22 protein-coding genes are annotated in these 23,388 nt (G+C 71.1%); 12 read left to right on the top strand and 10 right to left on the bottom strand.

Going from position 1 to position 23,388, the window contains the following annotated elements; translation table 11 throughout:
- Positions 1-154: 154 nt before the first annotated feature.
- The 8 genes from AB0I54_RS20140 to AB0I54_RS20175 all read left to right on the top strand — a co-directional run bounded on the left by AB0I54_RS20140 (position 155) and on the right by AB0I54_RS20175 (position 7,840).
- Positions 155-952, top strand: a complete 798-nt coding sequence (locus tag AB0I54_RS20140; protein ID WP_363297374.1) for an acetoacetate decarboxylase family protein — start codon at positions 155-157, stop codon at positions 950-952.
- Positions 952-1,842 carry an SDR family NAD(P)-dependent oxidoreductase gene (locus AB0I54_RS20145; protein ID WP_363297375.1) on the top strand — a complete coding sequence of 297 codons (891 nt, stop codon included), beginning with the start codon at positions 952-954 and terminating at the stop codon, positions 1,840-1,842. Before AB0I54_RS20140 ends, AB0I54_RS20145 begins: the two co-directional genes overlap by 1 nt.
- Before the next feature lie 10 nt (positions 1,843-1,852).
- On the top strand, positions 1,853-3,136 hold the full coding sequence (locus AB0I54_RS20150) for an amidohydrolase family protein (RefSeq protein ID WP_363297376.1): 1,284 nt from the start codon (positions 1,853-1,855) through the stop codon (positions 3,134-3,136).
- Complete coding sequence (locus AB0I54_RS20155; protein WP_363297377.1) at positions 3,133-4,362, top strand: amidohydrolase family protein; 1,230 nt, start codon at positions 3,133-3,135, stop codon at positions 4,360-4,362. Before AB0I54_RS20150 ends, AB0I54_RS20155 begins: the two co-directional genes overlap by 4 nt.
- A 25-nt stretch (positions 4,363-4,387) precedes the next feature.
- On the top strand, positions 4,388-5,098 hold the full coding sequence (locus tag AB0I54_RS20160; RefSeq protein ID WP_363297378.1) for a VIT family protein: 711 nt from the start codon (positions 4,388-4,390) through the stop codon (positions 5,096-5,098).
- Between the two features lie 130 nt (positions 5,099-5,228).
- Complete coding sequence (locus tag AB0I54_RS20165; protein WP_363297379.1) at positions 5,229-6,095, top strand: sterol desaturase family protein; 867 nt, start codon at positions 5,229-5,231, stop codon at positions 6,093-6,095.
- Positions 6,092-6,757, top strand: a complete 666-nt coding sequence (locus tag AB0I54_RS20170; RefSeq protein WP_363297380.1) for a lysoplasmalogenase — start codon at positions 6,092-6,094, stop codon at positions 6,755-6,757. Before AB0I54_RS20165 ends, AB0I54_RS20170 begins: the two co-directional genes overlap by 4 nt.
- Positions 6,758-6,796: 39 nt before the next feature.
- On the top strand, positions 6,797-7,840 hold the full coding sequence (locus tag AB0I54_RS20175; RefSeq protein ID WP_363297381.1) for a zinc-dependent alcohol dehydrogenase family protein: 1,044 nt from the start codon (positions 6,797-6,799) through the stop codon (positions 7,838-7,840).
- Between the two features lie 12 nt (positions 7,841-7,852).
- Here the strand turns inward: AB0I54_RS20175 and AB0I54_RS20180 are convergent, their stop codons facing one another.
- From AB0I54_RS20180 to AB0I54_RS20200, 5 genes are all read right to left on the bottom strand, one after another.
- Positions 7,853-8,857, bottom strand: coding sequence for a CopD family protein (locus AB0I54_RS20180; protein ID WP_363297444.1), 1,005 nt, complete (start codon positions 8,855-8,857; stop codon positions 7,853-7,855).
- Positions 8,858-8,984: 127 nt separating this feature from the next.
- The gene (locus tag AB0I54_RS20185; RefSeq protein WP_363297382.1) at positions 8,985-10,358 is read right to left on the bottom strand and encodes a CoA transferase; all 1,374 of its coding nucleotides are present in this window, start codon (positions 10,356-10,358) and stop codon (positions 8,985-8,987) included.
- Positions 10,359-10,380: 22 nt separating this feature from the next.
- Positions 10,381-10,755 carry a hypothetical protein gene (locus tag AB0I54_RS20190; protein WP_363297383.1) on the bottom strand — a complete coding sequence of 125 codons (375 nt, stop codon included), beginning with the start codon at positions 10,753-10,755 and terminating at the stop codon, positions 10,381-10,383.
- 199 nt (positions 10,756-10,954) lie between these two features.
- Positions 10,955-12,472 (bottom strand): S8 family serine peptidase, encoded by a 1,518-nt coding sequence (locus AB0I54_RS20195; protein WP_363297384.1) that lies wholly within the window; start codon positions 12,470-12,472, stop codon positions 10,955-10,957.
- Between the two features lie 67 nt (positions 12,473-12,539).
- Entirely contained in the window at positions 12,540-14,066 is a 1,527-nt protein-coding gene (locus AB0I54_RS20200) for a S8 family serine peptidase (protein ID WP_363297385.1), read from the bottom strand.
- Between the two features lie 248 nt (positions 14,067-14,314).
- Between AB0I54_RS20200 and AB0I54_RS20205 the strand changes: the two genes are divergently transcribed.
- From AB0I54_RS20205 to moaA, 3 genes are all read left to right on the top strand, one after another.
- Entirely contained in the window at positions 14,315-14,671 is a 357-nt protein-coding gene (locus AB0I54_RS20205; RefSeq protein WP_363297387.1) for a DUF485 domain-containing protein, read from the top strand.
- Complete coding sequence (locus AB0I54_RS20210; protein WP_363297388.1) at positions 14,668-16,293, top strand: cation acetate symporter; 1,626 nt, start codon at positions 14,668-14,670, stop codon at positions 16,291-16,293. Before AB0I54_RS20205 ends, AB0I54_RS20210 begins: the two co-directional genes overlap by 4 nt.
- Positions 16,294-16,449: 156 nt before the next feature.
- The gene (moaA, locus tag AB0I54_RS20215; RefSeq protein WP_363297389.1) at positions 16,450-17,439 is read left to right on the top strand and encodes a GTP 3',8-cyclase MoaA; all 990 of its coding nucleotides are present in this window, start codon (positions 16,450-16,452) and stop codon (positions 17,437-17,439) included.
- A 6-nt stretch (positions 17,440-17,445) separates the two neighbouring features.
- Here moaA and AB0I54_RS20220 read toward each other — a convergent pair whose 3' ends face one another.
- Together AB0I54_RS20220 and AB0I54_RS20225 are read right to left on the bottom strand one after the other, a co-directional pair.
- Positions 17,446-17,658: a hypothetical protein gene (locus tag AB0I54_RS20220; protein ID WP_363297391.1), complete on the bottom strand. Its 213-nt coding sequence runs from the start codon at positions 17,656-17,658 to the stop codon at positions 17,446-17,448.
- A 242-nt stretch (positions 17,659-17,900) separates the two neighbouring features.
- A complete protein-coding gene (locus AB0I54_RS20225; protein ID WP_363297392.1) occupies positions 17,901-18,299 on the bottom strand; it encodes a DUF3099 domain-containing protein in 399 nt (132 codons plus the stop codon).
- 266 nt (positions 18,300-18,565) lie between these two features.
- On the opposite strand from AB0I54_RS20225, the gene AB0I54_RS20230 reads away from it, so the two are divergent.
- Positions 18,566-18,847, top strand: a complete 282-nt coding sequence (locus AB0I54_RS20230; protein WP_363297393.1) for a GlsB/YeaQ/YmgE family stress response membrane protein — start codon at positions 18,566-18,568, stop codon at positions 18,845-18,847.
- 66 nt (positions 18,848-18,913) lie between these two features.
- Here AB0I54_RS20230 and tyrS read toward each other — a convergent pair whose 3' ends face one another.
- From tyrS to AB0I54_RS20245, 3 genes are all read right to left on the bottom strand, one after another.
- Entirely contained in the window at positions 18,914-20,182 is a 1,269-nt protein-coding gene (gene tyrS, locus AB0I54_RS20235; RefSeq protein ID WP_363297394.1) for a tyrosine--tRNA ligase, read from the bottom strand.
- 66 nt (positions 20,183-20,248) lie between these two features.
- Positions 20,249-21,652 carry a metallopeptidase TldD-related protein gene (locus tag AB0I54_RS20240; protein ID WP_363297395.1) on the bottom strand — a complete coding sequence of 468 codons (1,404 nt, stop codon included), beginning with the start codon at positions 21,650-21,652 and terminating at the stop codon, positions 20,249-20,251.
- A complete protein-coding gene (locus AB0I54_RS20245; protein WP_363297396.1) occupies positions 21,649-23,172 on the bottom strand; it encodes a TldD/PmbA family protein in 1,524 nt (507 codons plus the stop codon). Before AB0I54_RS20245 ends, AB0I54_RS20240 begins: the two co-directional genes overlap by 4 nt.
- Positions 23,173-23,388: the final 216 nt, after the last annotated feature.

Genomic DNA, 23,388 nt, shown 5'->3' on the forward strand with positions numbered 1-23,388 from the left:
TCCTGACGCCTCGCCATGGAAGCCCGCTCGCACACCGCGTGCGTGCCGTGAATGGCGCGAATGCCCGGGCCCGCCGCTATGGACCTTTTCACCGCCCGGTGCAAGCGTGCTGGCGCCCGGGCGGATGACGGTCGACGGAAGGGCGGTACGGCGTATGGCACGCGTACGGTACGGCGCACGGACCGAGGCGGAGGTCACCGCCGCGCGCACCGCGAGCGCGAAGCTCCCCGACATCTGGTCCACCGGTGTGGTGGCCGTCTGGGAGACCGACCCGAACGCGGTCGCCGCGGTCCTGCCGCCCCCGCTCAAACCGACGGCGCGGCCACTCGTCCGGGTGAACATCAGCAAGGTCGACCTGCCCGGACACCCGCTGGGCGCCGGTTCGTTCGCGGTCGCCGCCGCCCATGACTCGGTCGAGGGCTGGTACCCGCTCGTCATGCCGATGACCCGGGAACGCGCCCTCATCGGCGGCCGCGAGGTCTTCGGGGAGCCCAAGAAGCTCGGCGAGGTGAGCGTGGAGCGCGACGGTCTCGTCGTCCGCGCCGCGCTCGCCCGGCACGGCATCGCCTTCGTGGAGGTGCGCGGGGCGGTGACCGGCCCCCTGCCCCTGCCGGAGCCCTCCCGCAGGACCGACTTCTACTTCAAGTTCCTTCCCGCCGTGGACGGTTCGGGCTTCGACGCCGACCCGGTGCTCGTGCACTGCGTGCGCCACGAGAAGGTCCGCAGGCTGGAGGCGATCACCGGGGACGTCGTCCTGCGGGAGTCCATGTACGACCCGGTCGCGGACCTGCCCGTCCGCCGCCTCCTGGAGATCACCCTCGGCGAGAAGACCAGCGACCAGAGCGGCCGGGTCGCCGAACGGGTCGACGCACAGGCCCTGTTGCCGTACGTCCACCAGCGCTACGACGACCCGCGGCAGGTTCTCGACGCGCCTCCCGAGGGGAGCGCCTGATGGAACTGAGGGCGGGACAGGTCGCCGTCGTCACCGGAGCGGCGAGCGGGATCGGCCTTGCGATGGCCCGGCGGTTCGCCACCGAGGGGCTCAAGGTGGTCCTCGCCGACGTCGAGGAGAGCGCACTGGAGAAGGCCGCGGCGGACCTGCGCGCCGACGGCGCCGACGTGCACGCGCGCGTGGTCGACGTCGGCGAGCGCGAACAGGTCCTGGATCTCGCGGAGTCGGCGTACGACGCCTACGGAGCCGTCCACGTCCTGTGCAACAACGCCGGGGTCGGCTCGGGCGCCGAGGGACGCATGTGGGAGCACGAACCGAACGACTGGCAGTGGGCGTTCGCGGTCAACGTGTGGGGCGTCTTCCACGGCATCCAGGCGTTCCTGCCGCGGATGCTCGCCTCGGGCGAGCCCGGTCACGTCGTCAACACGTCCTCCGGCGACGGCGGCATCGCCCCGCTGCCCACCGCCTCCGTGTACGCCGTCACCAAGGCGGCCGTCGTCACCCTGACCGAGTCCCTGTACGCCCACCTGAGGGCGGAGCACGCGCGCGTGGGCGCCTCGGTGCTCTTCCCCGGGCCGCACATGCTGCGCACCGGGCTGTGGGAGTCGCACCGCAACCGGCCCGCCCGGTACGCCAAGCAGCGGCCCCGCAGGACCCCGTACCGCAGCCTCGGCCAGTGGGAGGCCGCGATGCGCGAGGCGGGCCGGGAGGTGCGCTTCACGCCGGTCGAGGAGGTCGCGGACCTCGTCGTGGACGGCATCCGAGCGGACCGCTTCTGGCTGCTGCCCGCGAGCGAGCACAGCGACGCGCAGATCCGGGCCCGGGCGCGGTCGATGCTCGACCGCGCGAACCCGTCGTACCTGGAGAGCTTCATCCTGGACCGAGACTGAGGAGGCCGACGTGACCGGCCAGGACCCGTACCTGATCATCTCCTCCGACTGCCACGCCGGGCTGCCCACCGAGGAGTACCGGCCCTATCTGGACTCCCGCTTCCACCGGGACTTCGACGAGTTCCTCGCGGGCCGCGACCGGCGCCGCGAGGAGATGACCCGGCTCGGCATCCGCAACGAGGCGTTCGCGAGCAAGTGGTTTCAGGACAACCAGGAGGGGCTGCGCGGCGGTTGGGACTCCGCGCAGCGCCTGAAGGAGCTCGACGGGGACGGGGTGGCCGCCGAGGTGGTCTTCCCGGACGCCGACGCCGTGGACAGCGGCACGGCCGCACCCTTCGGGGTCGGCCTGGGGCTGTCCGGCGACCAGGACCCGGAGCTGGGCATGGCGGGCGCGCGGGCGCACAACCGCTGGCTGGCGGACTTCGTGTCGCAGCACCCCGAACGGCACTGCGGAGTCGCCCTGTTGCCGATCACCGGCGAGGTCCCCGACGTCGTCGCCGAGGTCCACCGGGCCAGGGAGTCGGGCCTCGGCGCCCTGATGATCCCCTCCATGTGGGTCGACAAGAAGCCCTACCACGACCGCCGTTACGACCCCGTGTGGGCGGCGGCCGCCGAGTGCGGGATGCCCGTGCTCACCCACTCCGGCGCGGCCCCGCGCCACGAGTACGGCGACCACCTGGGCATCTATGTCGCCGAGGTCACCTGGTGGCCCGCGCGGCCGCTCTGGTTCCTGCTGTGGTCGGGCGTGTTCGAGCGGCACCCCGGCCTGCGGTTCGGGGTCGCCGAGTCGGGCTGCTGGTGGCTGCCCAACCTGCTGTGGTTCATGGACCGGCTCTACCTCGGCGCGCACGGCGGCAAGAAGCTCTCCCCCTTCGAGGAGCTGAAACGCCCGCCGCACGAGTACCTCGACCGCCAGGTCTTCATCTGCGCGACCAACACCAAGCGCCGCGAACTCGCCCAGCGCTATGAGATCGGCGTCGACAACATCCTGTGGGGCAGCGACTTCCCGCATCCCGAGGGCACCTGGCCCGACACGCGCGCGTGGCTGCGGCGCACCTTCCACGACATCCCGGTCACCGAGACGCGCCGCATGCTGGGCCTGGCGGCGGCCGACGTCTTCGGCTTCGACGTCGAGCGGCTCACCCCGCTGGCCCGCCGCATCGGCCCCACGCCCGCCGACCTCGGCCAGCCGGACGACCAGGCGGCCGTCGAGGCGTCCTGGGCACGCTCGCGCGCGGCGGGCCGCCACTGGCTGACCGACAACGACTTCCCGGTCCTGGGGGTGACGCCATGAGCGACGACCGCTACACGGTGATCTCGGCCGACTGCCACGCGGGCGCCGATCTGCTCGACTACCGGCCCTACTTGGACAAGTGCCACCACGACGCGTTCGACGCGTGGGCGGCCACCTACGTCAACCCCTACGAGGACCTGCTCGCCGACACGGCCGACAGGAACTGGAACTCCGAGCGCCGCCTCGCGGAACTGGAACGGGACGGCATCGTCGCCGAGGTCGTCTTCCCGAACACCATCCCGCCGTTCTTCCCCTCCGGCTCGCTGATGGCCCCGGCACCGACCGCGGCGGAGTTCGAGCTGCGCTGGGCGGGACTGCGCGCCCACAACCGCTGGCTGGCGGACTTCTGCGCGGCCGCGCCGGGCCGCCGGGCGGGCGTCTTCCAGATCCTCCTGGGCGATGTCGAGGAGGCCGTGAAGGAGATCCGGTGGGCGGTGGCGGCGGGCCTCAGGGGCGGCCCGATGCTGCCCGGCACACCGCCCGGCTCCGGCCTGCCCGAGCTGTACTCGAAGGCGTACGACCCGATCTGGGCCGTCTGCGCGGAACTCGGCGTCCCCGTCAACCACCACGCGGGCTCGGCCTCCCCGCCGCTCGGCGACGAACCGGCCGCCCGCGCGGTCTTCATGGTCGAGACGACCTGGTTCTCCCACCGCGCGCTGTGGCACCTCGTCTTCGGCGGCGCCTTCCGCCGTCACCCGGGGCTGAAGCTGGTCCTGACCGAGCAGGGTTCGGGCTGGATCCCCGGTGTGCTCGACATGCTGGACTACTACCACGGCCGCATGGTCGCGGCGGCGGCGCGGGCGGCCACGGCCGAGGCCAAGTTCGGTGCGGGCCTCGCGGCCGGCATGGGCGCCGCACCGTCCCGGGTGTGGCGCGACAACTGCTTCGTCGGCGCGAGCTTCATGCGCCCGCACGAGGTGCCGCTGCGCGACCGCATCGGCCTCGACAAGATCATGTGGGGCAGCGACTACCCGCACGACGAGGGCACCTACCCCTACTCCCGGGAAGGACTGCGCTTCGCGTTCGCGGGCGTGCCACGGGACGAGGTCGCCGCGATGCTCGGCGGCAACGCCGCCCGGGTGTACGGCTTCGACCTCGACCTCCTCGATGCGATCGCGGCGAAGGCGGGCCCCACGGTCGAGGAGCTGGCCGAGCCCCTGGCAGAGCCGCCGGCGGACGCGACGAGCCCGGTGTTCGCGCGGGGAGCGTCGGTACGGGTCTGGTGACACCCAAGGTGCGATCCTCGGTCATATGACCGAACCAACCCATGACGAGGCGCACAGCGGGGCCCTCGGCTCCCGGCTGAACTGGCTGCGGGCCGGGGTACTGGGCGCGAACGACGGCATCGTGTCCACCGCGGGCCTCGTCGTCGGTGTGGCCGGGGCGACGGACGACCGGGCCGCCCTGCTCACGGCGGGCCTGGCCGGGCTGCTCGCCGGGTCGATGTCGATGGCGGCGGGCGAGTATGTGTCCGTGTCCACCCAGCGCGACTCGGAACTGGCGGCGCTGGCCATGGAGAAGCGGGAGCTGAGGGAGCAGCCGGACGCCGAACTGGAGGAGCTGACCGGGCTGCTGGAGGAGCGCGGGCTCACCCGGGACGTCGCGCGGGAGGCGGCGGTCCAGCTGACGGAACGGGACGCGCTGAGGGCCCACGCGCGCGTGGAGCTCGGTATCGACCCGGACGATTTGACCAATCCCTGGCACGCGGCCTGGGCGAGCTTTCTGGCCTTCACCGTCGGCGCCCTGCTGCCGCTGCTCGCCATCGTCCTGCCGCCGGCCCAGGTACGGCTCGCGGTCACCGTGGTGTCCGTGCTGGCCGCGCTCGTCATCACCGGCTGGAGCAGCGCCCGCCTCGGCGCGGCCGACCCGAGGCGTGCGGTCCTGCGGAACGTGGCGGGCGGGGCGCTGGCCATGGGGGTCACCTACGCCGCCGGAAGCCTGCTGGGGGCGGCCGGCGTCTAGACCGTCCCGCGGATGGGCCGCCCTGCGGATCCCTTTGGTGGAGATCGATAACAAGCAAGCGCGTACCCCCGGTAATACTTGTGGGTAGCAACCTCTAGGCGCGGCCCACGGGCGGCCCTACGGTGCACGCATGCCGAACCTCCCCGATGTAGTGCTGTGGTCCATACCGGCCTTCGTACTGCTCACCGTCGTCGAGATGATCAGCCTCCGCCTCCATCCCGACGAGGAGACGGCCGGATACGCGCCGAAGGACACCGCGGCCAGCCTCTCCATGGGACTCGGCAGCCTGTTCTTCGACGCCATGTGGAAGATCCCGATCGTCGCGATCTACTCGGCCCTCTACGCGCTCACCCCGCTGCGCGTGCCCGTCCTGTGGTGGACGGTGCCGCTGATGCTGCTCGCGCAGGACTTCTTCTACTACTGGTCCCACCGCGGCCACCACGTCATCCGCATCCTGTGGGCCTGTCACGTCGTGCACCACTCCAGCAGGAAGTTCAACCTCAGCACCGCGCTGCGCCAGCCCTGGACGAGCCTCACCTCCTGGCCGTTCTACGTCCCGCTGGTCGCCGCAGGCGTGCACCCGGCCGCCGTCGCCTTCTGCTCCTCGGTGAGCCTCGTCTACCAGTTCTGGATCCACACGGAGCGGATCGACAAACTGCCCCGCTGGTACGAATTCGTGTTCAACACGCCCTCGCACCACCGGGTGCACCACGCCTCCCAGGGCGGCTATCTGGACCGCAACTTCGGCGGGATCCTCATCGTCTGGGACCGGCTCTTCGGGTCGTTCGTGCCCGAGGTCGAGCGACCCGTGTACGGGTTGACCAAGAACATCAACACGTTCAACCCGATCAAGGTCGCCACGCACGAGTACGTCGCTATCGCCAAGGACCTCAAGGCGGCGGGCAGTTGGCGGGAGCGCGCGGGACGGGTGTTCGGCGGGCCGGGCTGGCAGCCGGCGCCGGTGGCGGACGCGGCCGAGGAGACCGTGACCGCGTGAGACAGTCCCGTGCCCTGCTCGCCGCCTTCGCCCTGGCCACCGTCGCCGACCTCGTGTCCCTCGCCGTGGGGTCCGACATCGGGCACACGGTGGCCAAGCCTCTGCTGATGCTCCTGCTCGCCGCCCACGCGGCCCTCTGCGGCGCCCCTCGCCTCCTGGTCGCCGCCCTGCTGTGCGGCTGGGGCGGAGACGTCCTGCTCCTGTCGGACGCGCAGCCCGCCTTCATGGCCGGCATGGCCTGCTTCGCGGCGGGACACGTCTGCTACCTGGCCCTCTTCCGCGGTTACGGCCCCTCACGCGCGCGTGGCGGACTTCTGGCCCCCGCCTATGCCGTCGTCCTCGTCGTCACGGCCGCCCTCCTGTGGCCGGACCTGCCGGCCGTCCTCCGTGTCCCCGTCGCCTGCTACAGCGCCCTGCTGACCGCCATGGCGTACGGCGCGGCCGTCCGGCTCGGCCTCGTCGCCGGCCTCGGCGGTGCGCTCTTCATGCTCTCCGACACGCTCATCGCGACGGGCATCGCCGACTGGCCGCAGCCGCCCCGGCCCGACCTCTGGATCATGCTCACCTATGCCCTGGCACAGTTCCTGCTGGTCCGGGGGACCCTCGGCGAGCGGCGCGCGCCGGCGGCGGCGTACCGTGAAGTGCGCTCGACCACCCCCTGAGCGCACCCGGAACCGCGGATCAGAGAAGGACCCCTCGCCATGCGCGCCACCACCATCCACGCCCCGTACGACATGCGCGTGGAGGACGTTCCCGAGCCCGTGGTGCAGCTGCCCACCGACGCCGTGGTGCGCGTGCTCCGTGCCTGCATCTGCGGCAGCGACCTGTGGGCGTACCGTGGCGAGGCGGCCCGGCAGCCGGGACAGCGGATCGGCCACGAGTTCCTCGGCGTCGTCGAGGAGACCGGTTCCGAGGTGAGCACGGTGCGCCGCGGTGACCTCGTGGTCGCCCCCTTCATGTGGTCCGACGGCGTCTGCGACTACTGCCGCGAGGGCCTGACGACGTCCTGCGAGCACGGCGGCTTCTGGGGCTCCGTCGGCTACGACGGCGGCCAGGGCGAGGCCGTGCGCGTCCCGTTCGCCGACGGCACCCTCGTCCGGCTGCCCAAGGACGCGGCCTCCGACGACCACCTGCTGTCCGCCCTGCTGACCCTGTCCGACGTGCTCGGCACCGGCCACCACGCCGCCGTCGGCGCGGGTGCCCGGCCCGGCGCCACCGTCGCCGTCGTCGGGGACGGCGCCGTCGGCCTGTGCGCCGTGCTGGCCGCCAAGCGCCTCGGCGCCGAACGGATCATCGCGCTCGGCCGCCACCAGGTCCGTACCGACATCGCCCGCCGCTTCGGCGCCACGGACGTCGTCGCCGAGCGCGGTGACGCGGCCGTCGAGGCGGTCCGTGAACTAACCCGCGGCCAGGGCGCGCACGCCGTCGTCGAGGCCGTCGGCACCGAGCAGTCGATGCGCACGGCGGTCGACATCACCCGTGACGGAGGCGCGATCGGCTTCGTCGGCGTGCCGCACGGCAGCGGCACCGGCCTCGACCTCGGCGTCATGTTCGACCGCAACATCGGGCTGCGCGGCGGTGTCGCACCGGTTCGCGCGTACATCCCCGAGCTGCTGCCCGACGTCCTGGACGGCACCGTCGACCCGTCGCCGGTCTTCGACCTGACGGTCGGCCTGGAGGGCGTACCGGACGGCTACAAGGCGATGGACGAGCGCACCGCGCTCAAGGTCCTCGTCACCAACTGAGCCGGCGGCCGGTCACCAGCGGATCGGCAGCGGCAGCGCCGTCAGCAGCCCCGACACCGTGACGACGACGCCGAGCGCGACGACCTCGGCCCGTGCGGGCACGCACGCGGTCAGCGGGTCGGGCGCCCGGCGCAGCCGGATCCGCGCCCACAGGGCGAGCAGGGCGACCACGGCCACGAGGATCACCTTGGCGAGCAGGGCGCGACCGTAGGCGGTCGCCGTCAGCTGGTGCAGCACCGTGTCCGCCGGCATCCGGCGCAGGGCGCTCCACACGCCGGTGGCGGTGATCGCCGCGAGCAGCACGGCGGCCACGCGCGCGTAGAGCCCCAGCAGCGCGGCGCCCGCCTCGCCACCGCGACCGGGCCAGAGCCGCAGCGTCCGCAGCACGTGCAGCAGGGCGCCCGCCCACAGGGCCGCACACGTCAGGTGCACGAGCGTCAGGCCCGAGCCGACCAGCGGGCCGTGCTCCGTCGTGGGGTGCGCGCGCAGGGCCTCCGCGAGGACGACCGCGGCCAGGGGCCAGACCTGGGTGCCGGGCCGGCGCGAGAGGGCGCACAGACCGGCGACGAAGAACGCGTTGACCTCGATCAGCGCGAGTGCGCCGTCGCGCGTGGAGTACAGTCCCCCGACGTCGATCTGGGACAGGCTGTGCGGTACCAGGTTTCCGGTCGCCACGACCGAGGCGAGGCCGAGCGCGGCGACGAAACCCGTCGCGGCCGCGTACGGGGACCAGCTGCGCGGTGTGTCCGGGGGAGCGCCGGGCAGCCGCTGGGCCAGCCGGTTCACCGACAGCTCGCCCACCGGTATGCACAGGGCGGTGAACAGCGCCGTGCGCAGCAGGGCTATGCCGCCCACGCCGGGCGCGGACGCCTCACCGGTGCCGTGCAGCGCGGCGGACGGCCCCAGCAGGGATATCGGCGCGGCGAGCGTCACGAGGGCCAGGACGGCGGCGGCCCGGAGCACTGCGGTCCGGCGGCCGGCCGGGCTCTCGCCGTCCGCCTTCGCGGTCGGTCGTATCAACGTCACCCCTGGATCCTCGCCAGTGGTCACAAAACGGGGCAAGCAAAGGAAAGCAACCGGGGGATGGGCGTTCCGCCCACTGATACGTTTCCGGCCACCCCTGCGCTCAGAACCACCGGGGCGCTCAGAACCACCGGGGCGCGTCCGCCCCCCAGACGCCCGGCGGCCGCGCCCAGTCGGCCGGTCCGCCGGCGAAGGACACCGGTGGCGGGGCGTACCGCAGCCGTCCCAGCACGCTGTCCCGTTCGGCGAGCCGGGGTCGTGCGTCGTGGGCTGTGTCGCCCGCCGGGCCGTGCTCGATCCCGTGCGTCAGCCAGACCCCGGTCCGGGCCAGCGCCAGCCGCACGAACCGGCTGCCGCCGTCGTACGACTGCTCCGTCAGCGCCCGCAGCACCGCGGCCGCCAGCAGATAGCCCGTGCCGTGGTCCAGGGCCTGCGCGGGCAGGGCGCCGGGCTGCCCGGCCGCTCCCTCGATCGCGGCGATGCCGGTCGCGACCTGCACCAGGCTGTCGAAGCCCCGCCGCCCGCCCCACGGCCCGTACGCGCCCCATGCCGACACCTGCGCCACGACCAGCCCGGGCCGCCGCTCGGTGAGCGACTCCGGGGACAGCCCGAAGCGGTCCAGGGAGCCCGGCCGGTAGCCGGTGACCACGACGTCCGCCTCGGCCAGCAGCTCCTCGAAGACCGTGCACTCGGTGGCGAGGTCCAGCGTCGCCGAACGCTTCCCGATGTCCGTGTCCGCGTGCTGGTCGGGGAGTTCGGGCAGCCGCGGGGCGTCCACGCGCAGCACGTCCGCGCCGAGCAGGGCGAGCGTGCGGGTGGCGACGGGGCCCGCGAGGACCCGGGTCAGGTCCAGCACCCGTAGTCCGGCGGCCGGCAGCAGGGGGGTGCCCTCGACCGGCGCGAGCATGCGCGCGGGTGCCTGGTCCAGCCGCTCGCGTTCCACCAGCGGCCGCCGTCCCAGCGCGGCGGACTGCTCGTGCGCGGCCCACTCCTCGGGCGTGCGCAGGGCGACGGCGAGGCCGCCCGCGCGGTACACCGTCTCCTCCACCTCCAGGGCGGACCGCCCTGCGAGCCGGGCGGCGATGTCCGCCACCGGGGCCGGGGCGTCCTGCGGCAGCCCCAGTGCGCCCAGCAGCCGTGCCTGGTGGTGCGGATAGTTGGCGTGGGTGCGCACCCAGCCGTCCGCGGTCCGCCAGAACCGCGACAGCGGCGCGAAGACGACCGGCGCCCGCCCGTCCACCCGCAGCAGCCGCTCACTGTGGAAGGCGGCCGCGACCGCCGCGTCGTCGACCCGGACCTCCGGCACCTCGGCGAGCCCGGCCCGTCGCGCACCCAGCTCGGCGGCGGCCAGCGCACAGGCGCCCACACAGGAGCGCGCCAACTCCCTGACGGGCAGCCTCGCTTCGAGCGCGCCCCGGCGTACGACGGTCGACACACGCGAGAGCAGAGCGGGATCGCCGCCCAATCCGTCCCAGGCGGACTTGATTGCAGTCATGACTGCACTATGCAGTATTGATTCAATCAACCTTGGTGGCGGCAGTCCACTGCAGACGTACCGCCTCGCTCACGGCCGAGAAGCGCAGTTCCCAGCCCTGCGCGAGCGCCACTTCGGCAACGTACCGGCCGCCCACGCCCCGGTAGTCGCGCAGTGGTATCTCGCACTCGACCGGCGGTCGTGGCTTCTTGGGCTCCACCGGCTTCGAAGCGAGCTCGGTCCAGTGGGAGACGCACCTGTCGACCCGCGCGCGGTAGTAGTCGCTGTCGCCCTCGTGTCGCAGCTCGGGCCAGGTGACGCACCAGGAGGGCAGCCTCATCGTCCGTTCCAGCACCCGGTCCATGAACCTGCTGAACCACCGCTCGGAGTCGCTGAACGCGGCGATCACCTCGGCCACCAGCCCCACGGCGAAGAGGAAGGCCCACGACGCGGGGGGTACGCGACCGTGGCCAGGAAGCGGAGCACCAACTGGTGCTTGGGACGGACCGGTTCGGGTTCCCAGGCCATCGGGTCTTGGTACAGCTCCATGGCGCAGATCATGCCGCACGGGTGAGCGGGCCGGACACCGGCCCGGCCCGCTCACCTGGATCAAGGCCCTACTTGGTCACCGCGGCCAGTGCGTCCGCCGTGCCCCAACCGTAGAAGCCGTTGTGGTTCTTCACGCCCTCGCACACCGCGTCGACCTTGCCGTCGCCGTTGATGTCGTACGGGTCCGTGCACGGCGTGGCGTCCGCCTCGGCGTACAGCAGTGCCTTCACCAGCGCCGCCGGGGCATGCGGATGGGTTGACTTGATCAATGCGGCCACACCCACGACATGCGGGGTCGCCATCGACGTACCCGCCATGTAGCCCCACCTGCCGCCCGGCAGCGGGCCCAGGATCAGACCACTGGTCGCCGGGGGCTCCGGCTTCTGGTAGGCCGTCGAGTCACCGCCGGGCGCGGCGATGTCGATGACCCCGAGGCCGTAGTTGGAGAACGACGACTTGATGCCCTTGGCGCCGGTCGCCGCGACCGTGACGACACCCGGCAGCTGGGTCGGTATGTCGTAGCACTTGTGCGGGTCGATCACCCGGTCCGACGGGGTGCCGTCGTTCGGCGAGACCGGGTCGGTGATCGAGTCGGACGCGAGGTCGTAGCTCTCGTTGCCCGCCGCCGCGACGTTGACCGTGCCCTTCTTCTCCGCATAGCGGGAGGCCCGGGTGATGGCGTCGACGAGCGCCTTCTGGTCCGGGTCGTCCTTGCAGTTGAAGTACCACGGGTCGGTGTAATAGCTGTTGTTGGTCACGTCCACGTCGTGGTCGGCCGCCCACATGAAGCCGCAGACCACGGCCTCCGTGTAGAAGTAGCCGGCGGTGGTGGACACCTTGATGCCGGCGACCTTGACGCCGGGCGCGACACCGGTGATGCCGACGCCGTTCTTGGCACCCGCGATCTCGCCCGCCACATGCGTGCCGTGCGGGCTCTCCGCAGCGCTGGGCCGCCAGGAGCCGTCGGTGGTGTCCGGCTTGCCCGACACGCAGTTGGCGGAGGCGTCCCGGTCGAAGTTGGGCGCGATGTCGGGGTGCGTGTCGTCGACGCCGGTGTCGATGACGGCGACGGTGACGTCCCGGCTGCCGAGGGTCTTCTCGTGTGCCTTGTCCGCCTTGATGGCGGGCAGGTCCCACTGCAGCGGCTCCAACGGGTCCTGCCCGTCGGCCGCCTGCGCGTTCGCGACCTCCTCGGCGCTCAGCACCTTCGGGGTGCCGACGTCGGTGGTCGACTGCGCGGGCAGCGGCGCGTTGCGCGTGGCACCGGCCGAGTCGACCCCGGGCACCGTGCGGATGGTCTTGGCGAAGTCCGGGTTCGCCGAGTGGACGACGATCACGCCGATCCGGTCGTACGAGATCACGACCGTGCCGCCGGCCTCGGCGATGGCCTTCTTCACATGCGCGGAAGTGCCGTGCCCGAGGCCGACGTTGACGACATAGCTGAGCGAGGGCGCGTCATCGGCCACCGCCGTCGTGGCGTCGGCCGCGGACGCCGTGACGTTCGGCAGGAACGCGAGGGCCGTCGCCATGGCCATCCCGACCGGGATCGCCATGGCACGGCGGTAGCGCGACTGGGGCGCTGTCATGGTGTCTGTGTCTCCAGTTCGTTCGTGGTACGAGTGGTGCCGTGCGGGAAGTCCTGCGAGCCGGGCCCTACTTGACCGCGCGCAGCGCGTTGACCACGCCGAACCCGTAGAAGCCGTTGACGCGCTCGCCGCCGACGCAGGTGGCGTCCACGACCCCGTCGCCGTCACCGTCGTACGGGTCGGTCGGGCAGCCCGGGTTGTCCGCCTGCGCCTTGAGGAGGGCCTGCAACTGGGCCGGGGAGGCGTGCGGGTGGGTGGACTTCAGCAGGGCGGCCACGGCGGCCACGTGCGGGGAGGCCATCGAGGTGCCCTGGAGGAAGCCGTACTGGTTGTTGGGCAGTGTGGACAGGATCCGGCCGTTCTTCGACGGCGTGTCCGGGATCTGGTACTTGTCGCCGCCCGGTCCCGCGACGTCGACGACGCCCTTGCCGTAGCTGGAGTAGTACGACTTGGTGCCCTTGACGCCCACCGCGCTCACGGTGACCACACCGGGCAGCTGGGTCGGCACGTCGAAGCACTCGTGCGGGTCGACCGTCCGGGTCGTGGTGGTCGAGTCGTCGGGGCTGGACTCGTCGACGAGGGCGTCCGAGTCCAGGTCGTCGTTGGAGTTGCCCGCCGAGGCGACATTGAGCGTGCCCTTGTGCTGGGCGTACATCTGGGCCCTGTTGACCGCGTCGACGATGGCACGTTGATCGGGGTCGTCCATGCAGTTGTACAGCCACGGGTCAACGTAGTAGCTGTTGTTGGTGATCTCCACGCCGTGGTCGGCGGCGAACACGAAGGCGCAGACGACGCTCTCCGGGTAGAACAGCTGCGTGGAGTCGGGCTGGGCGACGGTGATGCTCGCGACCTTCACCCCGGGGGCGACACCCGCGACGCCGATGCCGTTGCGGGCCGCGGCTATCTCGCCCGCCACATGCGTGCCGTGGTAGTGGTCGGCGTCCACCGGCCGCCAGGCGCCGTACGTCGTGTCGGCCTTGCCGCTCACACAGTTCGCCGACTGGGACGGCGAGAAGTTCGGGGCGATGTCCGGGTGTGTGTCGTCGACACCGGTGTCGATGATGCCGACAGTGACGTTCCTGCTGCCGGGGTCGATCGTGGCGGCCTTGTCGGCGCCTATCGCCCGCAGGTCCCACTGGTCGGCCTCAAGGGGCTCCTCGCCGGCCGTCGAGGTCTGCGCGACCTTCGCGGCCTCCGCCTTCGACAGGACCTGCACCGCGCCCTCGTCGGTCGTCCCCGCGGCGCTCAGCGGTGCGGTACGGGTGGCACCGGCCGACTGCACCCCGCGCACGGCGCGCATCTGCTTGCCGAAGTCCGGGTTCGCGGAGTGGACGACGATCACGCCGATCCTGTCGTACGTCGCGACGACGGTGCCGCCGTTCGCGGCTATCGCCTTCTGCACAGCCCCGATCATCCTGTGGTCGGTCAGGGTGTTGACCACGTACGCGAGACGGGGGCCGTCCACCGCCTGGGACGCCCCGGCCGTCGACGGGGCCGCCGAGGCCGCCGACGGCAGAAAGCCCAGCGAGGCGGTCAGCGACAGCACGACCGGCACGGCGAGAGCGAGCCGGCGTCTGGAGCGCAGATGAGCCATGGGATCTCCACATCATCCTGAAACGAAACCGCCCGGGCACAGGTGGTGCTCGGGCGGGTACATGACGGGTGGTGCAGGGTGAAGCTATCTCCCTGTCTCATGGGCCAGCAATGACTTGGTCAAGATGAGTTCTGAAAGAACTCATAGGACTTGAACCGGTCCTCGCGTGGCGCCGTGGACCTTCGACAGGGAGCACGAGCACGATCGGACTCCCCCGTCGCACCCACCCGCAGCACGAGGAGAATTCCGTGGCCACCGAGACACCGCCCCCCTCGAAAGCGCAAGACCAACTCCCCTCCAGCGAGGAGTTCGCCGAGGTGCAGCAGAGCGCGGAATTCGGTGATCTGCGCCGTTCCCACCGCTCCTTCGCCTTCCCGCTCACCGTCGCCTTCATCGCCTGGTACCTGCTGTACGTCCTGCTCTCCAACTACGCGGACGGCTTCATGGGCACCAAGGTGGCCGGCAACATCAACGTGGCCCTGGTCCTGGGCCTCGCCCAGTTCCTCACCACGTTCCTCATCGCCTGGTGGTACGCACGCCACGCCGCCGCGAAGCTCGACCCCAAGGCAGCGGCCATCAAGTCCCGGATGGAGGGCGGCGCATGAGCATCGCGCAGCAGAGCGTGCTGGCGGCCGGCGAGGCCAGTGAGCACCGGCCGCTGATCATCACCCTGTTCGCGGTGTTCGTCGCCGCGACCCTGGTCATCACCGTCTGGGCGGGCCGGCAGACCAAGGACGCCGCCGACTTCTACGCGGGCGGACGGCAGTTCACCGGCTTCCAGAACGGTCTCGCCGTCTCCGGCGACTACATGTCGGCCGCGTCCTTCCTCGGCATCGCGGGCGCCATCGCCCTCTTCGGCTACGACGGCTTCCTGTACTCCATCGGCTTCCTCGTCGCCTGGCTCGTCGCCCTGCTCCTGGTCGCCGAACCGCTGCGGAACTCGGGCCGCTACACGATGGGCGACGTCCTCGCCTACCGGATGCGCCAGCGCCCGGTCCGTACGGCGGCCGGCACGTCCACCATCGTCGTGTCCATCTTCTATCTGCTGGCCCAGATGGCGGGCGCGGGTGTCCTGGTCTCCCTGCTGCTGGGCATCACCAGCGACGGCGGAAAGGTCGGCATCGTCGCCCTGGTCGGCGTGCTGATGATCGTGTACGTGACCATCGGCGGCATGAAGGGCACCACCTGGGTCCAGATGGTCAAGGCCGTGCTGCTGATCATCGGCGCCATTCTGCTGACCTTCCTGGTCCTGCTGAAGTTTCACTTCAACGTCTCCGATCTGCTCGGCAAGGCGGCCGACAACAGCGGCAAGAGCGCCGCGTTCCTGGAGCCCGGCCTGAAGTACGGCGCGACCGGCACCACCAAGCTGGACTTCCTCTCGCTCGGCATCGCCCTGGTCCTGGGCACCGCGGGCCTGCCGCACATCCTGATTCGCTTCTACACCGTGCCCACCGCCAAGGCCGCCCGTAAGTCGGTCATCTGGGCGATCGGCCTCATCGGCGCCTTCTATCTGATGACCCTCGCCCTGGGCTTCGGCGCGGCGGCGCTGATCAAACCGGACGAGATCATCGCCTCCAACAAGGCGGGCAACACGGCGGCGCCGCTGCTGGCCCTGCATCTGGGCGGGGTGGACTCCAACTGGGGCGCCATCCTGCTCGCCTCCATCTCGGCGGTCGCCTTCGCCACGATCCTCGCGGTCGTCGCAGGCCTGACCCTGGCCTCGTCCTCCTCGTTCGCCCACGACATCTACGCCAATGTCATCAAGAAGGGGCAGGCCAGCGAGAAGCAGGAGGTCAACGCGGCCCGGTACGCCACCGTCGGCATCGGCGCCGTCTCGATCCTGCTCGGCGCCCTGGCCCGTGACCTGAACGTGGCCGGCCTGGTCGCCCTGGCCTTCGCGGTCGCCGCCTCCGCCAACCTGCCGACGATCCTCTACAGCCTCTTCTGGAAGAGGTTCACCACGTCCGGCGCCCTGTGGTCGATCTACGGCGGCCTGGTCACCGCCGTCGGACTCGTCCTGTTCTCGCCGGTCGTCTCCGGCAAGCCCACGTCGATGTTCCCGGACGTGGACTTCCACTGGTTCCCGCTGGAGAACCCCGGCATCATCTCGATCCCGGTCGGCTTCCTGCTCGGCGTCGTCGGCACCCTCCTGTCGAAGGAGGCGCCGGATTCCGCGAAGTACGCGGAGCTGGAGGTGCGGTCCCTGACGGGCACCGGGGCACACTGAGCGCACCGCACGACACGGCCGCGTCGAGGGCATCGTAGGGTCCTACGACACGGCCGTGTCGTGCCTGGGGGTATCGCGCCTCGGCCAGTGTCAGTGGTGTCACGTAGGCTCGCAGGTGACGGAAGACGACCGACGCGGATCCGGGAGGGGGCCCACGTGCTCATCGACACCTACGGCCGAGTGGCAACCGACCTGAGGGTCTCGCTGACCGACCGGTGCAATCTGCGCTGCACCTACTGCATGCCCGAGGAGGGCCTGCAGTGGCTGGCCAAGCCCGACCTGCTCACGGACGACGAGATCGTCCGCCTGATCGACATCGCGGTCCGCACGCTGGGCATCAAGGAGGTCCGCTTCACCGGCGGCGAACCCCTGCTGCGCCCCGGACTGGTCGGCATCGTCGAGCGCGTCGCCGCGCTGGAACCGCGCCCCAAGACGTCCCTCACCACCAACGGCATCGGCCTGAAGCGCGTCGCCGGCGCCCTGAAGACGGCGGGCCTGGACCGGGTCAACGTCTCCCTCGACACCCTCCGCCCGGACGTCTTCAAGGCGCTCTCCCGCCGCGACCGCCACAAGGACGTCATCGAGGGCCTGCAGGCCGCCCGCGAGGCGGACCTCACCCCGGTGAAGATCAACACGGTCCTGATGCCGGGCCTGAACGACGACGAGGCCCCGGACCTCCTGGCCTGGGCGATGGAGCACGCCTACGAGCTGCGCTTCATCGAGCAGATGCCCCTGGACGCCCAGCACGGCTGGAAGCGCGAGGGCATGGTGACGGCCTCGGACATCCTGGCTTCCCTGCGCACCCGCTTCGAGCTGACGCCCGAGGGCCAGGAGGAGCGGGGCTCGGCCCCGGCCGAACGCTGGCTGGTCGACGGCGGCCCGTACCGCGTCGGCGTCATCGCCTCCGTCACCCGCCCGTTCTGCGCCGCGTGCGACCGGACCCGGCTGACGGCCGACGGCCAGATACGGACGTGCCTGTTCGCCACGGAGGAGACGGACCTGCGCGCGGCCCTGCGTTCCGACGCCCCCGACGAGGAGATCGCCCGCATCTGGCGCCTGGCGATGTGGGGCAAGAAGGCCGGATCCGGCCTGGACGACCCGACGTTCCTCCAGCCGGACCGCCCGATGTCGGCGATCGGGGGCTAGACCGGGCTAGACCGACGATTCCCATTCGGTCAGCAGGACGACGTCCTTCAGGAACCCCCGCACTCCGAGGAACTGCGACAGATGCTCCCGGTGCTCCTCGCAAGCCAGCCATGTCTTGCGGCGGTCCGGGGTGTGGATCTTCGGGTTGTTCCACGCCAGCACCCACACGGCGGCGGTGCGGCAGCCCTTGGCGGAGCAGATCGGGGTCTCGTCACTCACGGGTTCGTCTCACAGGGAATGGCGGAAAAACGCTGTAGCAAAAGCGCTGGGAAAAAGGCGACGCCGAGCAGCCACGGGGGGAGCTGCCCGGCGTCGGTCCGTCGCTCCGACGGGGGATGCGGAGCGCGTACGCAGTATGTCATGGGTCACCCGTCGCCCGGCACTGGAACTGCATGATTGATCTGAGCTTTTCTTGAGCTTGGTGCGGGGTCGCATTCCGTTTACCCCGCCCCGAGCAGCCGTCACGCCGGATCGGCCCGTTTCTCGTGGACCCCCGGTGCCGGATCGGTCAGCACATCCTCCGGGACGGGTTCCGCCTGCGTGTCCTCGGCCCGGGCAGGGGCGATCATCGGCCGCGTCGGTCCGGCCACAAACGTCGACGGGAGGGACTGCGGCCGTTCCCGGCCCGCGTTGGCGATCACCACGGCGACATAGGGGAGGAGCGCTCCCAGAACCAACGCCACGATCGCGACGTGCCGTTCGACGTTCCAGAGCGTCGCCGCGAGGATCACCGAGATGGTGCGGACCGTCATCGAGATGATGTACCGGCGCTGCCGGCCGCGCACGTCCTCGGCCAGGCCCGTCCGGGCTCCGGTGATCCGGAACACCTGGGCGTTGCCTCCGCCGTGCTGCTTCCGCATCACATTCCACCATCCGCCCGCATCGGACCCTCCCCGGCCCACAGCCGTTCCCCGCACGGTCGGGAAACCGGGCCGGGCCGTCATCAACGTTACGCCGCGCCTGCGCAGCCTTCGAGACCGGGTCGCCTCCTGCCTGGGCGAACGTCCTGCGCACTGCGGCGTACGGCCGTAATCCGCCCGGCCGTACCCGACATGCGCCGTACGGCCGACCAGCCGAGACTGACCGTAGTGCTCACGTCGATCTCGATCCGTACGAGGAGGCAGCCATGGGCTGGTTGTGGGCGATCATCGTCGGATTCGTGCTGGGCCTGATCGCCAAGGCGATCATCCCCGGAAAGCAGCACAGCCCCCTCTGGCTGGTCACGATCTTCGGCATCCTGGGCGCCGTCGCCGGCAACGCGATCGCCGCGGCGTTCGGCGTCGCGCAGACCCGGGGCATCGACTGGACCCGGCACCTCTTCCAGCTCATCGCCGCGATCATCATCGTCGGCCTCGGCGACATGGCGTACATGGCGCTGTGGGGCAGCAAGAAAGAGCAGCGGGCCTGACCGCGGACCCGGCACCGGCACACGAAAGGGCGGCTCCCCATCCGGGAAGCCGCCCTTCTCCGTGCGTCAGGCGCCCGTGACCTCGACCGCGGCCAGGTTCTTCTTGCCCCGGCGCAGCACCAGCCAGCGGCCGTGCAGCAGATCCTCCTTGACGGGGATCGCGTCCTCGGCGGTGACCTTGGCGTTGTTCACGTAGGCACCGCCCTCCTTGACCGTGCGGCGCGCGGCCGACTTGCTGGCCACCAGGCCGACCTCGGCGAACAGGTCCACGACCGGGCCCAGCTCGGTGACCTGGATGTTCGGCAGCTCGGACAGGGCCGCGGCCAGCGTCTTCGCGTCGAGGTCCGCCAGCTCGCCCTGACCGAACAGGGCCTTGGACGCGGCGACCACGGCGGCCGTCTGGTCGGCACCGTGCACCAGCGTCGTCAGCTCCTCGGCCAGCGCACGCTGCGCCGCCCGCGCCTGCGGACGCTCCTCGGTCAGCTGCTCCAGCTCCTCGATCTCCGTACGGGACCTGAAGCTGAAGATGCGCAGGAACTTCGACACGTCCCGGTCGTCCGCGTTCAGCCAGAACTGGTAGAACGCGTACGGCGTGGTGAGCTCCGGGTCGAGCCAGACCGTGCCGGACTCCGTCTTGCCGAACTTGGTGCCGTCCGCCTTGGTGATCAGCGGCGTGGCCAGCGCGTGCACCGGGACGTGCGGCTCGACCTTGTGGATCAGGTCGGCGCCCGCCGTGAGGTTGCCCCACTGGTCGCTGCCACCGGTCTGCAGCGTGCAGCCGTACCTCCGGTACAGCTCCAGGAAGTCCATGCCCTGCAGGATCTGGTAGCTGAACTCGGTGTAGCTGATGCCCGCGTCGGAGTGCAGCCGCCGGGAGACGGCCTCCTTCGAGATCATCTTGTTGACCCGGAAGTGCTTGCCGATGTCGCGCAGGAAGTCGATGGCCGACAGTCCCTGGGTCCAGTCCAGGTTGTTGACCATCGTCGCGGCGTTCGGTCCGTCGAAGTCCAGGAACTTCTCGATCTGGCCGCGCAGCCGCGCCACCCAGCCCGCCACCACCTCGGGGTCGTTCAGCGTCCGCTCCGCCGTCGGCTTCGGGTCGCCGATCAGCCCCGTGGCACCGCCGACCAGGCCCAGCGGGCGGTTGCCCGCCCGTTGGATCCGGCGCATCGTCAGGATCTGCACGAGGTTGCCGAGGTGCAGGCTGGGCGCGGTCGGGTCGAAGCCGCAATAGAACGTGACGGGACCGTCCGCGAACGCCTTGCGCAATGCGTCCTCGTCCGTGGAGAGGGCGATCAGCCCCCGCCACTTCAGCTCGTCGACGATGTCCGTCACGGTTCTCGTGTCTCCTTGGTGGTCCTCGGGCAGCCGGGTGACAGCCGACTGCGAATGCCTACGAGGTTATACGCCCTGACTGACAGAGCTCATATTGAAGTCCGGCACCCGCAGCGCGGGCATCGCGGCCCTGGTGAACCAGTCGCTCCACTCCCGGGGCAGCGTCTTTTCCGTGCGCCCGGCCTCGGTCGCCCGCCCCAGCAGGTCCACCGGGGACTCGTTGAACCGGAAGTTGTTCGCCGCGCCGGTGACCTCGCCGTTCTCGACGAGATAGACGCCGTCCCGGGTCAGGCCCGTCAGCAGCAGCGTCGCCGGATCGACCTCGCGGATGTACCACAGGCAGGTCAGCAGCAGCCCGCGCTCGGTCGCCGCGACCATCTCCTCCAGGGAGCGGTCCTCGCCCCCGTCCAGGATCAGGTTGCCGCCCGCCGGGGCCACCGGCAGCCCGGTCAGACCCGCGCTGTGCCGAGTGGTCGTCAGATGCTTCAGCTCCCCGTTCCCGACCCAGTCGACAGCGCCCGTCGGCAGCCCGTTGTCGAACACCGACTGATCGCCGCCGGAGGAGTGCGCGACGACGAACGGCGCGGACTCCAGACCAGGCTCGTTCGGGTCGCTGCGCAGGGTCAGCGGCAGCTCGGTCAGCTTCTCGCCCAGGCGGGTGCCGCCGCCCGGCTTGGAGAACACCGTGCGCCCCTCGGCCGCGTCCCGGCCCGACGCCGACCACAGCTGGTAGATCAGCAGGTCGGCCACGGCGGTCGGCGGGAGCAGCGTCTCGTAGCGGCCCGCGGGCAGTTCCACGCGCCGCTCGGCCCAGCCGAGGCGAACGGCCAGCTCGGCGTCGAGTGCGCCCGGGTCGACGTCCTTGAAGTCCCGCGTGGAGCGCCCCGCCCACGCCGAGCGCGTACGGTCCGGGGACTTGGCGTTGAGCTCCAGCGTGCCGTTGGGCTGGTCGTGCCGCAGCCGCAGGCCCGTGGACGTGCCGAGGTAGGTCGAGACGAGCTCGTGGTTGGCGAAGCCGTACAGCTCACGCTCGCCCGCACGCGCGCGTGCGAAGGCCTCGCCGAGCGCCGGGGCGAAGTCCGCGAACACCGCCGACGAGGTCTCGGCCGGCCCGTCCGTGAAGTCCGGCGACTCGGGTACGTCCGTGACCAGCGGCTGCGCGTCCTCGGCGGGCCCGGCGCCACGCGCGGCGGCCTCGGCGGCCCGGACCAGCGGCTCCAGGTCCTCCGCGGTCACGGCCGAGCGGGAGACGACACCGGAGGCCGTGCCCTCCTTGCCGTCCACGGTCGCCACGACGGTGAGGGTGCGCCCGCGCGTGACGCCGTTGGTGGTCAGCGCGTTGCCGGCCCAGCGCAGATTCGCGGTCGAGTGCTCGTCGGCGATGACGACGCAGCCGTCCGCCCGGGACAGCTCCAGAGCGCGCTCGACGATCTCGTGCGGCTTGTACGCCTTGCTGCTGCCCGCGCTCATCGACCGGCCTCCTGGGTGGTGTTGAGGATGTTGACGCCCTTGAAGAGAGCGGAGGGGCACCCGTGCGACACGGCGGCCACCTGGCCCGGCTGGGCCTTGCCGCAGTTGAAGGCACCGCCCAGGACATAGGTCTGCGGGCCGCCGACGGCCGCCATGGAGCCCCAGAAGTCGGTGGTCGTCGCCTGGTAGGCGACGTCCCGCAGCTGACCGGTGATCCGCCCGTTCTCGATCCTGAAGAAGCGCTGCCCGGTGAACTGGAAGTTGTAGCGCTGCATGTCGATGGACCAGGACCGGTCCCCGACGACATAGATGCCCCGGTCGACACCCCCGATGAGGTCCTCCGTGGACATCCCCGCCGGATCCGGCTGGAGCGACACATTGGCCATGCGCTGCACGGGCACGTGCCCGGGGGAGTCGGCGAACGCGCACCCGTTGGACCGGTCGAACCCGGTCAGCTTCGCGATCCTGCGGTCCAGCTGGTAGCCGACGAGCGTGCCGTCCTTCACCAGGTCCCAGGACTGTCCCTCGACGCCCTCGTCGTCGTACCCGACCGTCGCGAGGCCGTGTTCGGCGGTGCGGTCACCGGTGACGTTCATCAGGTCGGAGCCGTAGCGGAGCTTGCCGAGCTGGTCGAAGGTGGCGAAGGAGGTGCCGGCGTACGCGGCCTCGTAGCCGAGTGCCCGGTCCAGCTCGGTCGCGTGGCCGATGGACTCGTGGATGGTCAGCCACAGGTTGGACGGGTCGACGACCAGGTCGTACAGGCCCGCCTGCACGCTCGGCGCGCGCATCTTCTCCGCGAGCAGCTCCGGGATCTGCTCAAGTTCGCCCTCCCAGTCCCAGCCGGTCCCGGTGAGGTACTCCCAGCCGCGTCCGACCGGCGGCGCGATGGTCCGCATCGAGTCGAACTCGCCGCTCGACTCGTCGACCGAGACCGCCGTCAGCTGCGGATGCAGCCGCACCCGCTGCTGCGTGGTGACGGTCCCCGCGGTGTCGGCGTAGAACTTGTTCTCGTGCACGGTGAGCAGCGACGCGTCGACGTGATCGACGCCGTTCGCCGCGAGCAGACGCGAGCTCCAGTCCGTCAGCAGCGCCGACTTCTCCTCGTCGGGCACCGAGAACGGGTCGATCTCGTACGAGGAGACCCATGTCCTGTCGGCGTGCACCGGCTCGTCGGCGAGCTCGACCCGCTCGTCGGAGCCGGCCGCCCGGATCACCTGGGCGGAGAGCTGCGCCATCGCGACGGCCTGCGAGGCGACCTTGGCGGCGGCGTCGAGGGTCAGATCCACGCCCGACGCGAAGCCCCAGGTGCCGCCGTGCACGACCCGCACGGCGTACCCGAGGTCGGTGGTGTCCGACGAGCCGGCGGGCTTGGCGTCCCTGAACCGCCAGGACGCGCTGCGCACCCGCTCGAACCGGAAGTCCGCGTGCTCGGCCCCGAGCGCACGCGCGCGTGCGAGCGCGGCGTCGGCCAGGGCGCGTAGGGGTAGCGCCAGAAATGTCGGATCGATTCCGTGGGCCACAGGAGGCTCCCCCAAGTCGATGAGTTCTCTTCTGCTCAAGCGGATGTCTTACGAGGTGGACGCACCGCAGTGAAGTATGTCGCGCGGCCATGACGGGGCCGTAGTGGATATCCGCGCGGCGCTGCGCCGAGCCGCCCCGCAACAACCGCGCGCTCTTACCTCAGAGTGATCACGAGGTGGCATTATGACGTCCCCGCGCGGGCGGGGGAGTGACAT

Origin of the sequence: Streptomyces sp. NPDC050625 (assembly GCF_040654755.1) — a bacterium.
Lineage (GTDB): Bacteria > Actinomycetota > Actinomycetes > Streptomycetales > Streptomycetaceae > Streptomyces.

Coding starts and splice junctions, on each gene's coding strand:
- AB0I54_RS20145 (WP_363297375.1), top strand. CDS start 952: ATGGAACTGAGGGCGGGACAGGTCGCCGTCGTCACCGGAGCGGCGAGC.
- AB0I54_RS20200 (WP_363297385.1), bottom strand. CDS start 14,066: ATGGCTCATCTGCGCTCCAGACGCCGGCTCGCTCTCGCCGTGCCGGTC.
- AB0I54_RS20195 (WP_363297384.1), bottom strand. CDS start 12,472: ATGACAGCGCCCCAGTCGCGCTACCGCCGTGCCATGGCGATCCCGGTC.
- AB0I54_RS20140 (WP_363297374.1), top strand. CDS start 155: ATGGCACGCGTACGGTACGGCGCACGGACCGAGGCGGAGGTCACCGCC.
- AB0I54_RS20175 (WP_363297381.1), top strand. CDS start 6,797: ATGCGCGCCACCACCATCCACGCCCCGTACGACATGCGCGTGGAGGAC.
- AB0I54_RS20160 (WP_363297378.1), top strand. CDS start 4,388: ATGACCGAACCAACCCATGACGAGGCGCACAGCGGGGCCCTCGGCTCC.
- AB0I54_RS20210 (WP_363297388.1), top strand. CDS start 14,668: ATGAGCATCGCGCAGCAGAGCGTGCTGGCGGCCGGCGAGGCCAGTGAG.
- AB0I54_RS20185 (WP_363297382.1), bottom strand. CDS start 10,358: ATGACTGCAATCAAGTCCGCCTGGGACGGATTGGGCGGCGATCCCGCT.
- AB0I54_RS20165 (WP_363297379.1), top strand. CDS start 5,229: ATGCCGAACCTCCCCGATGTAGTGCTGTGGTCCATACCGGCCTTCGTA.
- AB0I54_RS20230 (WP_363297393.1), top strand. CDS start 18,566: ATGGGCTGGTTGTGGGCGATCATCGTCGGATTCGTGCTGGGCCTGATC.
- AB0I54_RS20225 (WP_363297392.1), bottom strand. CDS start 18,299: ATGCGGAAGCAGCACGGCGGAGGCAACGCCCAGGTGTTCCGGATCACC.
- AB0I54_RS20155 (WP_363297377.1), top strand. CDS start 3,133: ATGAGCGACGACCGCTACACGGTGATCTCGGCCGACTGCCACGCGGGC.
- AB0I54_RS20240 (WP_363297395.1), bottom strand. CDS start 21,652: ATGAGCGCGGGCAGCAGCAAGGCGTACAAGCCGCACGAGATCGTCGAG.